15 protein-coding genes are annotated in these 14,794 nt (G+C 39.0%); 9 read left to right on the forward strand and 6 right to left on the reverse strand.

Annotated elements, in window-relative coordinates; all coding sequences use genetic code 11:
• Positions 1-9 precede the first annotated feature (9 nt).
• From Q9306_RS09600 to Q9306_RS09610, 3 genes are all read right to left on the reverse strand, one after another.
• Complete coding sequence (locus tag Q9306_RS09600; RefSeq protein ID WP_306197672.1) at positions 10-195, reverse strand: hypothetical protein; 186 nt, start codon at positions 193-195, stop codon at positions 10-12.
• Between the two features lie 274 nt (positions 196-469).
• Positions 470-655, reverse strand: a complete 186-nt coding sequence (locus tag Q9306_RS09605; protein ID WP_306197673.1) for a hypothetical protein — start codon at positions 653-655, stop codon at positions 470-472.
• A gap of 660 nt (positions 656-1,315) precedes the next feature.
• Positions 1,316-2,755, reverse strand: coding sequence for an NADP-dependent glyceraldehyde-3-phosphate dehydrogenase (locus Q9306_RS09610; RefSeq protein WP_306197675.1), 1,440 nt, complete (start codon positions 2,753-2,755; stop codon positions 1,316-1,318).
• A gap of 719 nt (positions 2,756-3,474) precedes the next feature.
• Here Q9306_RS09610 and Q9306_RS09615 point away from each other — a divergent pair.
• The 5 genes from Q9306_RS09615 (at position 3,475) to Q9306_RS09635 (ending at position 10,032) form a co-directional block, all read left to right on the forward strand.
• On the forward strand, positions 3,475-5,229 hold the full coding sequence (locus tag Q9306_RS09615; protein ID WP_306197678.1) for an ABC transporter ATP-binding protein: 1,755 nt from the start codon (positions 3,475-3,477) through the stop codon (positions 5,227-5,229).
• Entirely contained in the window at positions 5,226-7,226 is a 2,001-nt protein-coding gene (locus tag Q9306_RS09620) for an ABC transporter ATP-binding protein (protein WP_306197679.1), read from the forward strand. The genes Q9306_RS09615 and Q9306_RS09620 overlap by 4 nt, the downstream gene beginning before the upstream one ends.
• Positions 7,227-7,775: 549 nt before the next feature.
• On the forward strand, positions 7,776-8,582 hold the full coding sequence (locus Q9306_RS09625) for an amino acid ABC transporter substrate-binding protein (RefSeq protein ID WP_306197681.1): 807 nt from the start codon (positions 7,776-7,778) through the stop codon (positions 8,580-8,582).
• Positions 8,569-9,270 carry an amino acid ABC transporter permease gene (locus tag Q9306_RS09630; RefSeq protein WP_306197776.1) on the forward strand — a complete coding sequence of 234 codons (702 nt, stop codon included), beginning with the start codon at positions 8,569-8,571 and terminating at the stop codon, positions 9,268-9,270. The genes Q9306_RS09625 and Q9306_RS09630 overlap by 14 nt, the downstream gene beginning before the upstream one ends.
• Before the next feature lie 27 nt (positions 9,271-9,297).
• Positions 9,298-10,032 carry an amino acid ABC transporter ATP-binding protein gene (locus tag Q9306_RS09635; protein ID WP_306197683.1) on the forward strand — a complete coding sequence of 245 codons (735 nt, stop codon included), beginning with the start codon at positions 9,298-9,300 and terminating at the stop codon, positions 10,030-10,032.
• 232 nt (positions 10,033-10,264) lie between these two features.
• Here Q9306_RS09635 and Q9306_RS09640 read toward each other — a convergent pair whose 3' ends face one another.
• A complete protein-coding gene (locus Q9306_RS09640) occupies positions 10,265-10,465 on the reverse strand; it encodes an alpha/beta-type small acid-soluble spore protein (RefSeq protein WP_098917366.1) in 201 nt (66 codons plus the stop codon).
• Between the two features lie 252 nt (positions 10,466-10,717).
• Between Q9306_RS09640 and Q9306_RS09645 the strand changes: the two genes are divergently transcribed.
• Together Q9306_RS09645 and Q9306_RS09650 are read left to right on the forward strand one after the other, a co-directional pair.
• Positions 10,718-10,912 (forward strand): alpha/beta-type small acid-soluble spore protein, encoded by a 195-nt coding sequence (locus tag Q9306_RS09645; protein WP_306197686.1) that lies wholly within the window; start codon positions 10,718-10,720, stop codon positions 10,910-10,912.
• Between the two features lie 53 nt (positions 10,913-10,965).
• Positions 10,966-11,211 (forward strand): hypothetical protein, encoded by a 246-nt coding sequence (locus Q9306_RS09650; RefSeq protein WP_306197688.1) that lies wholly within the window; start codon positions 10,966-10,968, stop codon positions 11,209-11,211.
• Between the two features lie 43 nt (positions 11,212-11,254).
• Here Q9306_RS09650 and Q9306_RS09655 read toward each other — a convergent pair whose 3' ends face one another.
• On the reverse strand, positions 11,255-12,319 hold the full coding sequence (locus Q9306_RS09655; protein ID WP_306197692.1) for a YheC/YheD family protein: 1,065 nt from the start codon (positions 12,317-12,319) through the stop codon (positions 11,255-11,257).
• A gap of 188 nt (positions 12,320-12,507) precedes the next feature.
• Between Q9306_RS09655 and Q9306_RS09660 the strand changes: the two genes are divergently transcribed.
• Together Q9306_RS09660 and Q9306_RS09665 are read left to right on the forward strand one after the other, a co-directional pair.
• On the forward strand, positions 12,508-13,638 hold the full coding sequence (locus Q9306_RS09660; RefSeq protein ID WP_306197780.1) for a DUF445 domain-containing protein: 1,131 nt from the start codon (positions 12,508-12,510) through the stop codon (positions 13,636-13,638).
• Between the two features lie 113 nt (positions 13,639-13,751).
• Positions 13,752-14,108, forward strand: coding sequence for a YlbF/YmcA family competence regulator (locus Q9306_RS09665; RefSeq protein ID WP_306197694.1), 357 nt, complete (start codon positions 13,752-13,754; stop codon positions 14,106-14,108).
• A 27-nt stretch (positions 14,109-14,135) separates the two neighbouring features.
• On the opposite strand, the gene Q9306_RS09670 is transcribed toward Q9306_RS09665, so the two are convergent.
• Positions 14,136-14,750 carry a DNA-3-methyladenine glycosylase gene (locus tag Q9306_RS09670; RefSeq protein WP_306197696.1) on the reverse strand — a complete coding sequence of 205 codons (615 nt, stop codon included), beginning with the start codon at positions 14,748-14,750 and terminating at the stop codon, positions 14,136-14,138.
• Between the last annotated feature and the right edge of the window lie 44 nt (positions 14,751-14,794).

Below are 14,794 nucleotides of genomic sequence, written 5' to 3' on the forward strand. Positions count from 1 at the left end.
TAAAAATTATTAGGAAACTTTGCGAATGCTAATTGTATTTAAGCTTGTAACATTGATATTTGCGTGGCTATCAACCCAAACTAAGAAGTTGTTGTTGTCTACGCGGATGAAAACACCTCTGCCGTCAATTTCACGTCCTGCTGAGAATACGCGAATTTTGTCGCCCTCTACTAAACCATTTAATGTGATTGCCATGTGACCGCCTCCTCTCTATCAGAAGTTAATATATATATATGAAAATGATAGAGAGTGTGTGCTAGAGAAATGTAGTGCTAGCAACCATTTTTATAGAGTTACGTTAAATTCTTACAAATACCTTTTGGTTCCGTTAATCTTAACAGAGTTATCAGTCATATAAAAAGTGTAAAATGTATGATAAAAAAGAGTCTATTCAAAAAGGGTTCCTCTAACTCCTTTTGATATAGACTCAGCGTCTTTTTATGAAAGGATAAAACAATTTTATAGGTAATTAGGAAATTTTACGAATGCTAATTGTATTTAAGCTTGTAACATTGATATTTGCATGGTTATCAACCCAAATTAAGAAGTTGTTGTTGTCTACGCGAAGGAACACACCTTCACCGTCAAGTTCACGACCTGCTGAAAACACACGGATTTTGTCGCCTTCTACTAAGCCGTTTAATGTGATTGCCATAGGACCGCCTCCCCTCTATCAGAAGTTAATATATATATATGAAAACGATAGAGAGTGTGTGCTGGGGAAATATAGTGCTAGTAACTATTTTTATAAAATATATGAGGGGAAGTAGAGACTATTTTCTATATATATCCAAATTAAAAAACCGACATAAAAACCTCTTTCTTTTTAGGGGAGGACGAGAGCATCTGGCCATGCATAGAAGCGGTCAGGGCCTCTTCCTGCCACAGGCGATGTTTTAAAACAAAGGGAAAAAGCGAGTACAGGTGGTGTTGCAGTCTGCATAACAGTAACTTATATGTCGAAAAATTAAAATTGATTTATATACTTCCCCTCATATATTTATTTTCATTTTTTAACCTATAAACTGCTGCTATCCAAAACAAACCAAGACCTGCACTCGCATGGTCTCTTTGTTTTAACCCTCGCCCGTGGCAAAAAAAAAGCCCTGACCGCTACTGCGCACGGCCAGGTGCTTTTGACAACCTAAAAGAAATTGTTTTTTCAACCGATAAATTGCTGCTATCCAAAACAAACCAAGACCTGCACTCGCATGGTCTCTTTGTTTTAACCCTCGCCCGTGATAAAAAAAAAGCCCTGACCGCTACTACGCACGGCCAGGTGCTCTCGCCCACCTAAAAAAGAAGGTTTTTGTCTTTACATTAAATTCAATACCGTTACTTTCTCGCGTGTCATCGATTCAAGACTTTTACGAATACCTTGTGCTCCCATACCAGAACCTTTTACACCGATGAATGGGAAGTGATCTGGGCCGCGTTCCGTGCGGCCGTTAATTTGCACAGCACCTGCTTCGATTTTGTTTGCGATGTGAAATGCTTTGTTAATATCTTTTGTAAATACACTTGCTTGTAACCCAAACTCAGATTTGTTTGCAATTTCAATTGCTTGTTCGTCAGAAGAAACGCGAATAACTGGGAGAATTGGACCGAATGGCTCTTCCCAAGCGACTTTCATATCTTCTGTTACATGATCAAGAAGTGTTGGATAGATTAAGTTACGCTCACGTTTGTTGCCGATGACAACAGTTGCCCCTTTTTGAATTGCATCGTCTACTAAACTTTGAACGAAGTCAGCAGATTTATCATCGATTAATGGTACGATCGTGCTGTCTTGTTCCGGAGAACCAACAGATAGTTTTGCAATTTCATCTTGTAATAATCGAACAAGTTCATCTGCTACATGTTCATGTACAAGGACGCGTTTAATCGCTGTGCAGCGCTGGCCAGAGTAAGAGAATGCCCCGCTAATAATATGTTTGGCAGCTTCTTGTAAGTCCGCGTCTTCGCGTACAATACCAGGGTCTTTTCCGCCAAGCTCAAGGACAAGTGGAATCATTGCTGCTTTTTTCGCTAAATGTCTTCCTGTATGTGTACCACCTGTGAACGATACCATATCGATACCAGAATGCTCGACTAAATAATCACCGATGACAGAACCACGTCCTGTTACTACGTTAACAAGCCCTTTTGGAAGGCCAGCTTTATGCAAGGCTTCAATCATTTTAATGCCGCTAATTGCACCTTGTGTAGCCGGCTTAAAGATAACTGCGTTTCCTGTAATAAGAGCCGGTGCAAGCTTGGCAGCTGCTAAGTTGACAGGATAGTTAAATGGTGAGATTGCTAGAATAACGCCAAGCGGAGCGCGCTGAATAATCGCAAGTTTCGATTTAGCGCCGCCTGGGAAGCTATCGCCCATCATACTTTCACCGTGCATATGCATTGCTTCATCTACTGTGTAACGAATGAAATCCGCTGTACGAACAACTTCTTTTTGTGCATCTTTATACCCTTTGCCGACTTCTTTCATGATGATGTCAGCAATTTCATCTTGCATATTCACGAGCTCATCAGCCCATTTATATAAATATTGTGCACGATCTTGAAGAGACGCTTCAGCCCAGTCTTTTTGAGCCTCTTTCGCTAATTGAATCGCTTCATCTACTTCTGTGCGAGTAATGGCTTGTACTTGTCCGATTACTTCATGAAGATATGGAGATGAAATGTCGATTGTTTGCCCCGAAGAGCTTTCTTTCCATTCTCCATTTATATAAAATTTGTACGTCTTGCTAGTTTGCATTGTAAGTCCTCCTAAAAATAGTGACTTGTAAGAGTGAGTATATGGTGATTGTAGGGGGTTTGAAAAAAGAATTCAAATGAAATGTTTGTGAAATCTATTTTTGGCATGATTTTTGCATTCGCTTTCTTTGGCATAAAAGTTAAAAAAAGTAATTGACAGAAAAGTCTTTAAAGTTATAAAATTAAAAATGGAAAATAAAGTGAAACTTCCATCAGTGAGGGAGGGTCTTATCCCTCATTGATGGTTAGTTGAACCAATCGGGCTTTTACGGACAGTTATCACCCACCTATCTTCTTCGATTTTTCTAAGAAGCTTGAGGTGGGGGTCTTACTGTCCGTTAATGCGGGATAAAAGAAGAAGGAGGTGTGCGTGATGATTGTAATCGTATATGTGGCTGGCTTAGGTGTTTTACAAAATAAATATCATCACGCAACCTCTACGGACAAATAACGCTTCTTTTTAGCATGAAAAGAAAGCGTACGTTGCGTGTGTCGTGACGTACGCTTTTATGCGTTTTTCGCATATCGTCAAAGCGACGGTATGCCTTTTTTTGTCTCTTTTTTTAGATTGTTCCTATACATTTGTATAGTTTCAATAATCAATTTCAGAAAGGTAGGAATGACGATGGAAAAGTATGAGGTTCGTATGGTAAAAACGGAGACGCTAGATAGCGGATAACGAGTCGATGTTTACACAACAACGAGAAGGGAGAGGTTACATTGTTTTCTGTATTACAAAAATTAACATGGTTTTTTAAGACACATCGGAAAAGGTATAGCATTGCTATTGTTTGTTTACTTTTTGTCAATGTCATTGAGGTAATCCCGCCAAGGTTAATTGGGTTAGCAATTGATGATATAAAAGCCGGAGATTTAACAAACATAGGAATTATGAAGTATGTAGGGATGTTGCTTGGGGCAGCAGCTGCTGGTTATGTACTTTCTTATGTGTGGCAATATCAGTTATTTGGCGGTGCATTTGAGCTTGAAAAAACGATGCGTTCCAAATTTATGGGACATTTGCTGAAAATGACGCCAACTTTTTATCAGAAAAACCGGACAGGTGACTTAATGGCAAGGGCAACGAATGATTTGAAAGCCATTGCCATGACGGCTGGATTTGGTATTTTAACGCTCGTTGATTCGAGTTTATATATGTTGACAATTGTACTTATGATGGGGATTTCAATTAGCTGGAAGTTAACTCTTGCAGCACTATTACCTTTGCCGATTATGGCATATGCAGTGAGTGTTTATGGAAATAAATTACACAATCGCTTTACAGTTGCTCAAGATGCCTTTGGAGATATGAACGATAAAGTGCTGGAGTCGATTGCCGGTGTACGTGTGATTCGCGCTTATGTACAGGAAAGAGAAGATGAAAAGCGCTTCAATACGTTAGCGACAGATGTGTATGAAAAGAATATGAAGGTCGCAAAAATTGATTCGCTTTTTCAACCGACAGTGAAAATGCTTGTTGGGATGAGTTATTTAATTGGCCTTGTGTACGGAGCATTTTTAGTGTTCCAAAATGAGGTAACGCTTGGGGAGCTTGTATCGTTTAATGTGTACCTTGGCATGATGATTTGGCCGATGTTTGCGATTGGTGAGCTGATTAATGTCATGCAGCGCGGGAATGCTTCGCTTGATCGTGTCAATGAAACGTTAGCGTATAAGCAAGATGTACAAAACGTAAAGAAACCAGTGCGCGTACATCAGCCAGATGGTATTGATTTTGAAGATGTAACGTTTTCCTATCCGTCATCTTCTACGCTCAATTTAAAAAACGTTTCGTTCTCGCTTAGCAGAGGAGAAACGCTTGGGATTGTTGGGAAAACAGGGAGCGGGAAAACGACGCTCGTTCGGCAGTTTCTGCGTCAGTATCCACTAGGAACAGGGGAAATTACAGTGTCAGGTATACCGATGCAAAATATTCACATCGATCAAGTATTAAGCTGGGTTGGATATGTCCCGCAAGAACACATCCTGTTTTCTAAAACAGCGCGGGAAAATATTTTATTTGGGAACAGAGAAGCAAGTGAAGAGGAGCTGCAAAAGGCAATTGAAATTGCTGCTTTTACGAAAGACTTGGAATTTTTGCCGGATAGACTTGAAACGCTTGTTGGAGAAAAAGGTGTATCGCTATCTGGCGGACAAAAACAACGTATTTCCATTGCACGGGCCGTCATTCAAAATCCAGAAATTTTAATTTTAGATGATTCGTTATCAGCGGTTGATGCAAGAACGGAAGCGACGATTATTGAAAATATCCGGAAAGAGCGCAGCGGGAAAACGACGATTATTACGACGCATCGTTTATCCGCAACGCAGCATGCGGATTGGATTCTCGTGATGGATAATGGGGAAATCATTGAAGAAGGAACGCATGACATGCTCATTCAAAAGGGCGGTTGGTATACAGAACAGTTTGAAAGACAACAAGGGGAAAACGTTGAAGGTGAGGTGAAAATATGAGCGTTGGAAAACGATTATTTCAATATGCGATGAAAGTAAAAGCAACGATTGGAATTGCTTTAGCGATGTTATTTATTTTCGTTATTGCGGAATTAGCTGGGCCGTTTGTTGCGAAAACGATGATTGATGAACATATTGTTGGCATTGAAAGACCTTGGTATGAAACGGTAAAAGGAGATGATGCTGTTTTTTATCACAACGCTTGGTATAAGCGAAGCGATCGGTTTGAAGCAGGCGAAAAGAAAGGAAAAGAAGTGCGCATTGTTCAAATTGGCCGCGACTATTATTTTATTCCAAATAAACTTTCACTTGAAGGAACGCGGTCTGTAAAAGGAGATATGGTGACGATCCAAAAAGGGGAAGCAACGCAAGTATATAAAGGGACGAAGCTGACAGGAGAGGAAGTTTTCTCGTTTTATCAGCCAGAAATAAAACGACTACTTATACTCGGAAGCGGCTATTTAGCACTATTACTTGTTGTATCTCTCTTTGCATATGGAAAACAATTTTATTTACAAAAAGCCGCGAATAAAATTATTCAAATTATGCGAGAAGACGTATTTTCTCACATTCAAACTTTACCGATTCGCTACTTTGATCATTTGCCGGCCGGGAAAATTGTTTCTCGTGTGACAAATGATACGGAGGCGATTCGCGAGTTTTATGTAACGGTATTATCAACATTCTTTTCTAGCTTTATTTATATTATCGGTATTTTTATTGCCTTGTTCTTATTGGATGTAAAACTTGCGTTTATGTGTTTAATCCTTATCCCGATTTTATATGTGTGGGCGATTTTTTACCGAAAATACGCATCTGTATACAATCATAAAATGCGCTCACGCTTATCGGACATTAATGGAAAAGTGAATGAATCCATTCAAGGGATGCCGATTATTCAAGCGTTTCGTCAAGAGCGCAGGGAAAAGCAAGAATTTGAGCAATTAAACGAAGAGTATTATATGTACCAAAATAAAATTTTAAGTTTAAATGCAGCAACGTCTCATAACTTAGTTGGCGTGCTGCGCAATATTGCATTTACAGGTGTGATTTGGTACTTTGGCGGTGCATCATTAAGTGCCGCAGGAATGATTTCGTTAGGTGTGTTATATGCATTCGTTGATTATTTAACGCGGTTATTTTCGCCGATTACCAATATGGTGAATCAGTTAGCAAACTTAGAGCAAGCGCGCGTTGCTGCTGAGCGTGTGTTTGAATTGTTAGATGAAAAGGGAGAAGCGGTGCAGGAAGAACACGTTCCGGCGATAAAAGGAAATGTTCGCTTTGATAACGTCTCGTTTTCTTATAACGGGAAAGATGAAGTACTGCGAAATATTTCCTTTGAAGCAAAGAAAGGCGAAACAATTGCTTTAGTCGGCCATACTGGATCAGGAAAAAGTTCGATTATGAATGTACTCTTTCAGTTTTATGAATTTCAAAAAGGCGGCATTACAATTGATGGATACGATATAAAAGAAATTCCAAAACAAGCGCTTCGCGAACATATGGGAATTGTTCTGCAAGATCCGTTTCTCTTTACAGGAACAGTTGCTTCTAATGTAAGTTTAGAGCAAGAACGAATTTCGAAGGAAACGATTGTGAAGGCGCTCCGTGATGTTGGAGCAGAGCGTTTTGCGGGTAACATTGAGGAAGAAATAACGGAAAAAGGAAGTACGCTTTCAACAGGTGAAAGGCAGCTCATTTCTTTTGCCCGGGCACTTGCCTTTGATCCAGCCATTTTAATTTTGGATGAAGCAACATCTAGCATCGATACGGAAACGGAGGCAATGATTCAACAGGCGCTCGAAGTCGTGAAAAAAGGGCGAACAACATTTATTATTGCCCACCGTTTATCGACGATTAAAAGTGCTGACCAAATTATCGTACTAGACCGTGGAACGATTCTTGAAAAAGGCTCGCATGAAGAGTTAATGGAAAAGCAAGGTCGTTACTATGAAATGTATAAAACGCAAATGGCAAATAGTCAAAGTGCGTAATGTTCACGGAATGTTCAGATAATTTTAAAGTAATGTTTACAAGTAGGACGTATTCTCCCTTTGTTTATATGATAAGTTGAACGAAAGGGGGAATATGAATGGAGGAATTATCAGTTACGTTTAACATTGCATTCTTTTTGTTATTATGCGGAATGATTGGATATTGTGTGTTAGATTCTTGAAGAACTTGCCAAGGTGGCAAGTTCTTTTTTTTTACATGCCTGCAAAGATATGTCGAACCTAGATTTTGATTTTCCAGTATAGTAAGTTGCTGTTATGTAAACAAAAAGTGACCTGCGCTAGGATTCTCTATTTGTTTGAATGACGTCCGAGGTAGGAAAAGGCCCTGACCGCTTCATGCATGGCCAGAACTTCTCGCCTATCTAAAAAAGAGAGGTTTTTTATGTCTGTATTTAATTTTGTTTGATTTTGCATAAAAAGGATACACTAAGTGAAAACATTTTGATTGAAAAATGTTGAAAGATTGAATAGAATAGATTCATCACATTATTCTTTAATTCCTATCAGAATACTTGGAGGATTGTCATTATGAAAAAATTACTTTCATTTTTCGTACTTGCACTACTTGTTATAGGAGTCGTAGCAGGTTGCGGAAAACAAGCAAAAGATAATACAGCAGAGAGCACGAGCAAAGATGCGCTTGACCAAATTAAGAAGAGCGGAGAGCTTGTTGTTGGAACAGAAGGTACATACCCGCCGTTCACATTCCATGATGGAAGTGGAAAGTTAACTGGGTTTGATGTTGAAATTGCAGAAGAAGTAGCAAAGCGTCTTGGCGCGAAAGCAGTATTTAAAGAAACACAATGGGATAGTTTATTTGCTTCGCTTGATGCAAAGCGTGTTGATATGATTGCGAACGAAGTCGGAATTCGTGAAGATCGCCAAAAGAAATATGACTTCTCTAGTCCATACGTATCATCTTCAGCAGTACTTGTGATTCCAAAAGATAAAGATAAACCAGCGACATTTACAGATGTGAAAGGTTTAAAAGCAGCACAGTCTTTAACAAGTAACTTCAGCGACATTGCAAAGAAAAACGGTGCAGAAATCGTTGGGGTAGAAGGATTTAACCAAGCGGTTGAATTATTAAACTCTGGCCGCGTTGATTTTACAATTAATGATCGTTTATCTGTATTGAATTACTTAAAAACAAAACCAGATGCAAAAGTAAAAATTGTTGATACAGAAAAAGAAGCATCAAAAAGTGGTTTCATGTTCCGTAAAGGCAGCGACAAATTAGTTGCTGAAGTAAATAAAGCATTAAATGATATGAAAAAAGACGGCACATACGAAAAAATATCGAAGAAATGGTTTGGTGAAGATGTATCTAAGTAATGCTATATTGGATTTAGATCGATTATCTGTTTGGGTTGATATAACAAAAGCATCCTTCATGCCTATGCTGAAGGGTGCTATTTCTGATACGATACCGCTGACATTGATTTCATTTGTAATTGGTTTAGCGTTAGCGACGTTAACAGCGCTATGCCGCATTTCTGGAAATCGTGTGCTAGAATGGATTGCACGCATCTATGTATCTATTATTCGCGGTACACCGCTTCTTGTTCAGTTGTTTATTATTTTTTATGGGCTGCCGACAATAGGGATTACAATTAATTCCTTTCCAGCAGCGATTATTGGATTTTCTTTAAACGTCGGGGCATACGCTTCAGAAATTATTCGCGCTTCGATTTTATCGATTCCGAAAGGGCAATGGGAGGCTGCGTATACAATTGGTATGTCGTACCCGCAAGCGCTGCGCCGCATTATTTTGCCGCAGGCCTCGCGCGTTTCCATTCCGCCTCTTTCCAATACATTTATTAGTTTGATTAAAGACACATCGCTGGCGTCATTAATTTTAGTAACGGAAATGTTTCGAAAAGCGCAGGAAATTGCAGCGACAAACTATGAATTCTTAATCGTTTATACTGAAGCAGGACTGATTTACTGGGTCATTTGTTTCGTATTATCGATTGTACAGCAAGTGCTTGAAAAACGAACAGAGCGTTATGTTTTAAAATAATCCTTGTTAAAAGGAGTTTTTGTTTCTATGATTTCAATTCAACATTTACAAAAAAGTTTCGGTGATAACACCGTTTTGAAGCAAATTGATATGGCCGTAGATAAAGGTGAAGTCGTTGTAATTATTGGGCCTTCTGGTTCAGGAAAGACAACATTGCTTCGTTGTCTAAACGTACTAGAAACGCCGAATAGCGGTGTTATTCGAATCGGTGAGGAAACACTTGATTTTTCGAAAAAGGTGACGAAGCGTGATATCGTAAACTTGCGCACGCAAACTGGTATGGTGTTTCAACATCACAACTTATTCCCGCATTTTACAGCGCGTGAAAACGTAATGGAAGGCCTTGTTACGGTGAAGAAAGTTTCAAAAGAGAAGGCAAAAGAAAAAGCAGAGTACTTTTTAAGAAAAGTGGGACTCGGCGATAAGATGGATTTATATCCATTTCAGCTTTCAGGTGGACAGCAGCAGCGCGTAGGGATTGCGCGTGCGCTGGCAATGGAGCCGCAAGTCATTTTATTTGATGAACCGACATCAGCGCTTGACCCTGAACTTGTGCAAGAAGTGCTAAAAGTAATGCGAGAACTTGCCCAGGAAGGGATGACGATGGTCATTGTTACGCATGAGATGCGCTTTGCACATCAAATTGCAAACCGTGTTATTTTTATGGATGGTGGTGTCATCGTTGAACAAGGAACACCAGAAGAAGTTTTGGTACATCCGAAAGAAGAGCGGACGAAGAAGTTTTTACAAATGTTACAGTAATATATAGATCCATTTTGATTTTTCAGCATCCAAGTTGCTGTTATGTAAAACGAAAAGTGATATATACTCGTTTGTTCGCTTTGTTTTCACAACGGACGTGGCAGGAAAGGGCCCTGACCGCTTCTATGCATGGTCAGTTGCTCACGCCCTTCTCTAAAGAAGAAGAGTGGTTTTATGTTTGTGTATATAGAAAGGTCTCAAGCGATGCTTGAGACCTTTTTGCCATATATATTTATTTTTGAAATCCGCCAAGGCTTTGTTCAGCCATTGCTACTAAACGCTTTGTAATTTCTCCACCTACTGAACCATTTGCACGAGCTGTTGTATCAGCACCTAATGTTACTCCAAATTCAGTTGCAATCTCGTATTTCATTTGGTCTAGAACATTCTGTGCACCAGGTACTGCTAATTGATTAGAACGTTGAGTTGTCATAGGATATGTCCTCCTTAGTGTGAGTTTTGGTTGGATTAGCTGGAGTTGAACCAGGATTGCCCCGTTTGGCACTAATCCATCGTGTGGAGTGGTTGTAATCATAGTATGGATGATACGTAGAAAGATATGCGAGTTATCATTTTGTAAAATTTGTAAATTGAAATAATGCCAAAAATTACACATGTTCTGTTTGCATAGAAAAATGATGCTTTTACATACTATGAGTACACCAATACAAGGAGGTGAGATAACATGGCTAAAAACAATAGTCTTGCAGTTCCTGGTGCACAAAGTGCTTTAGATCAAATGAAGTATGAAATCGCAACTGAGTTTGGCGTACAACTTGGCCCAGATGCAACATCACGTGCAAACGGATCTGTTGGCGGTGAAATCACAAAACGTCTTGTATCTTATGCAGAGCAACATTTAGGCGGTTTCCAAAAATAAATGAAAATGGCTATAGGGGACGGGAATACCGTCCCTTTTTTGGAGGAATCAAAATGGCGATTTGTCCGCTTTGTAATGCATTAGCGTATAACGAATATACTTGTCCTACATGTACGAGCCAAATGCAAGATTACGGGAAAACAGTCGATTATATAGGACCATATAGTGCATATCAGGACCAAGAGCTGCTAGAGAAAGTTGATGGATTATCTGCACATGACTCAGAGCGGTATTGCCTTCATCTTTTATATTGCCCGGTTTGTGAAAAGCAAACCGAAGTTACTGTACAACTTATATGAAAACCCGTCTCAGCAAAAAGTTGAGACGGGTTTTTTCGCTTATCTACAGTTCTAGTTTACTGTTTTTGTTTAGATTTAGATGATGGTAATAATGAAGCGGCGCGGTAAATACTTTTTCAGCCAAATCAATATTATGTTTGGTAAAAGGAGTATAAGTAGGATTCGGATTTATTAGATAGAGCCAAACGGCACCTTTATTGTCCATTACAATGGAAAGTTCTAATTCAAATAGATGAGAAAAGGCATTTTCTAACGCTTCAGGTACCTCTTTCGTAATAATGTGTAAACTATCTTGCAATAGGGTAAAGTCAATTTTAGATAGCTGATGTTGCCACCTCGTAAACGGAATAAAACGTATTTGCTGTGTAAGAGGAAATAAGAAAGAATATGGTGTGTCGTCTATTTGGATTAGCTTTGCTTGTTCTTCCCATATACCGCTTTTGTTTTTTTGTAAAAAAGAACGAATATGCACAGGAGATGTTCGGACCATCGATTGTACGTTATACTCACATGTTTGCAGCGACGATTGTAACCAAGAGAAAAATGGTTCTTTTGTTTCGTATGTTTTTGTTGGAAATTGATTTTGTTCTAATGCAGTAACATGGAACATACGGTTTTGATAAGAAATGTGGTGTATGCTTTGTTTGGAGAATGGATGACAGGGCTTTAAAATCACATCTTTTTTGGTTTGTAATAGCTGCAGAGTTGTCTTTTCATTTGCGTGTTTGATTGCGGGGATATATGGTGCTAGTTTTTTATTTTTTGCAAGAATTTCATATACATTGGTCTCAATTGGAAGTTCGGCGTTTAAAAATACGGATTGCGGGCGGTTTTGCAACCATTTAATAATAGGGAGCGCCTTCTTCACATTTTTTTCAGTTTTGTATGTGCATCGGTTGTATATGTGAGATGGAATGGGGAATTGCTCTTCTACCCAATCTTGCTGATTGGCATCAAAAACAAGTCCGTTCACAAGCTCTGTTTGGGGATTGATACTAAAGGGAGTAAACTGTGCAACGGTAATATGATGGAAGCAGGCGCGTTTTGCAATTTCTGTGTAGTATTCTTGCTCATGATGGAAACGTGATGTTAATAGTCCGAGAACCATAAGACAACCTCCTTTTATAGGGTGCTAAACATGTATCTACTTGAGAATATTCAAAGAAATGTGTCTTATACCAACTATGAGTACTATTTTTGATGAATCGACTAGTATCTTGTTTGCTGGCGCATTGTATAGCAGTTATAATGAAGGGTATGTATATTTGAGAAACGGAAGGTTGATATATTGTGAATATGTGGCTAAATCTGTTAACAACAACAGGAATAGGCGCGGTTATTGGGGGATATACGAATCATCTTGCCATTAAAATGTTATTTCGACCGCATCATCCAAAATATATTGGAAAGTTTCGGATGCCCTTTACACCTGGATTAATTCCGAAGCGCCGGGATGAGTTAGCTGTACAATTAGGGAAGATGGTTGTTGATCATTTATTAACACCAGAAGGAATTGAGAAGAAGTTAACAAATGAGTCGTTCCAGCAAGAGCTGATTGGATGGGGACAAACAGCAGCGGACAAGCTTCTGATGAATGAACAAACGTTGCACGAAGTGTTAGAGAAGCTGGATATGATTCATATGGAAGAACGCGTTACAAAGCAAATTGAAGGCATCATCATACATAAAGTAGATTCATTATTTGAAACATATCGTGCGTATACGTGGGAACAAGCCTTGCCGCTGTCTGTTCACGAAAAGATTGATGAAAAAATGCCAGATGCAGCTGCTTTTATGATTCGAAAAGCTGTCGATTTCTTTGAAAGTGAAGAAGGCAAGCAGCGTCTCTCTAAAATGATTGATGACTTTTTTGCATCGCGCGGGACATTATTAAATTTAGTGGGCATGTTTTTAGGGAATGTAAGTTTAGTCGACAAGTTGCAGCCAGAAGTAATTAAATTCTTGCAGCAAGAGGGAACGAAACAATTGCTATCTGATGTGATGAAAAAAGAGTGGGAAAAGCTGAAACAGCGTGAAGTGAGTGAAGTAGAAGCGTTCGTTTCAAAAGAAACTGTCCTGAAAGGCATTCTGTCTTTTGTGAAAGTGGAACAAACGGTAAGTACTGTATTCAATCAATCTGTTCGTGATGTATGTGCTCCGATTTATGACAATGTAAGAAATAATGTGATTCCAAGTGCTGTGCGCAAGGGGGTACAGTGGGCGACGAATCATATCGGGGATATTATGCAGCGTTTGCATTTAGCTGATATTGTCCAGCAAGAAGTAGAATCATTTCCAATTGAGCGTATAGAAGAATTAGTTTTATCTATTACAAAAAGTGAATTGAAAATGATTACGTATTTAGGTGCATTACTTGGCGGTTTAATTGGAGCCCTGCAAGGCATATTATTAATTATAATGTCATAAAGTGAAATTACTTCACATATGATACATAGTCTGATATCGTAGGAAGAGTATGTAAGGAACGAAAACATATAAACAATGTGACAATGTATCGCATTGCAAGGAGGATATATAGAATGGCAAACAATATGCATGATGTTGCGTATGAATTACAAAAAGCAATTGCAGAACATCCTGATTTTCAATCATTAAAAGTGAGCTATGCAGAAGTACAAGCAGACGCAGATGCGAAACAACTATTTGAGCGTTTCCGCATGATGCAAATGGAGCTTCAACAAAAAATGATGCAAGGCGAGCAATTAACAGACGAAGATAACCAAAAAGCGCAAGAAGTTGTAGCATTAGTACAACAAAACGCAAAAATTACAAACTTAATGCAAGCAGAGCAACGTTTAAATGTTTTAATCGGCGACGTAAACAAAATCATCATGAAGCCGCTTGAAGATTTATATAACGTATATATGCAATCGTAAGGAAGAGGCACTTTTGAAGTGCCTTTTTTATTTTGAAACAAACGGGTGCCCTTGAAAGTAAAAACGCCATGGATAATGCACTGCTTCTTCGGCGTAGTCAATATTAATGCGCGGGCCTGCGATGATGTTATATGTATGAGAAAGGTGCTGTTCTGGAGAAATCTGTTCCATATATAGCTCATCACCCGTAAGGAGAATTCCTTTTTGTTTTAACGTAATTCCCATTGCTTTGCATAGTTTCCCTGGTCCGTTTGTTAAGTTTTTGAACTGTGATTTTGTAATTGTTGTTTTTCCGTATCTTGCTTGCTTCATTTCTTCAATGCCGTCTACCGGCTCTAATGCCCGAATTAACACACCTTGCGGAATCCCTTTCGGTGCTGTAATGACATTAAAACAATGATACATACCATAAATAAGATATATATAAGCGTGCCCAGGAGATTCGTACATAATTTCTGTTCGTTCTGTGCGGCGGCCGCCATAGCTATGGGCTGCTTTATCATCAGGTCCTTTATATGCTTCTACTTCGATAATGATTCCGCTTCGTTTTACGCCATCTACAACGTGAACGAGTTTATGTCCAAGCAACCGTTTCGCAACGTCTAATGTATCGCCTTCATACAAAGAGAGTGGCCATTTCATTTAGAAAACTCCTTTCGCAGCTTTATCTCTTATTAAAGCAAATT

The organism is Bacillus multifaciens (assembly GCF_030756675.1).
GTDB lineage: Bacteria > Bacillota > Bacilli > Bacillales > Bacillaceae_G > Bacillus_A > Bacillus_A multifaciens.

What these genes read in the sequence shown, in the direction of transcription:
- Q9306_RS09635 (WP_306197683.1), top strand. Translation starts at nt 9,298, where the DNA reads ATGATTTCAATTCAACATTTACAAAAAAGTTTCGGTGATAACACCGTT.
- Q9306_RS09610 (WP_306197675.1), bottom strand. Translation starts at nt 2,755, where the DNA reads ATGCAAACTAGCAAGACGTACAAATTTTATATAAATGGAGAATGGAAA.
- Q9306_RS09630 (WP_306197776.1), top strand. Translation starts at nt 8,569, where the DNA reads ATGTATCTAAGTAATGCTATATTGGATTTAGATCGATTATCTGTTTGG.
- Q9306_RS09605 (WP_306197673.1), bottom strand. Translation starts at nt 655, where the DNA reads ATGGCAATCACATTAAACGGCTTAGTAGAAGGCGACAAAATCCGTGTG.
- Q9306_RS09625 (WP_306197681.1), top strand. Translation starts at nt 7,776, where the DNA reads ATGAAAAAATTACTTTCATTTTTCGTACTTGCACTACTTGTTATAGGA.
- Q9306_RS09655 (WP_306197692.1), bottom strand. Translation starts at nt 12,319, where the DNA reads ATGGTTCTCGGACTATTAACATCACGTTTCCATCATGAGCAAGAATAC.
- Q9306_RS09650 (WP_306197688.1), top strand. Translation starts at nt 10,966, where the DNA reads ATGGCGATTTGTCCGCTTTGTAATGCATTAGCGTATAACGAATATACT.
- Q9306_RS09665 (WP_306197694.1), top strand. Translation starts at nt 13,752, where the DNA reads ATGGCAAACAATATGCATGATGTTGCGTATGAATTACAAAAAGCAATT.
- Q9306_RS09600 (WP_306197672.1), bottom strand. Translation starts at nt 195, where the DNA reads ATGGCAATCACATTAAATGGTTTAGTAGAGGGCGACAAAATTCGCGTA.
- Q9306_RS09640 (WP_098917366.1), bottom strand. Translation starts at nt 10,465, where the DNA reads ATGACAACTCAACGTTCTAATCAATTAGCAGTACCTGGTGCACAGAAT.
- Q9306_RS09660 (WP_306197780.1), top strand. Translation starts at nt 12,508, where the DNA reads ATGTGGCTAAATCTGTTAACAACAACAGGAATAGGCGCGGTTATTGGG.
- Q9306_RS09620 (WP_306197679.1), top strand. Translation starts at nt 5,226, where the DNA reads ATGAGCGTTGGAAAACGATTATTTCAATATGCGATGAAAGTAAAAGCA.
- Q9306_RS09645 (WP_306197686.1), top strand. Translation starts at nt 10,718, where the DNA reads ATGGCTAAAAACAATAGTCTTGCAGTTCCTGGTGCACAAAGTGCTTTA.
- Q9306_RS09670 (WP_306197696.1), bottom strand. Translation starts at nt 14,750, where the DNA reads ATGAAATGGCCACTCTCTTTGTATGAAGGCGATACATTAGACGTTGCG.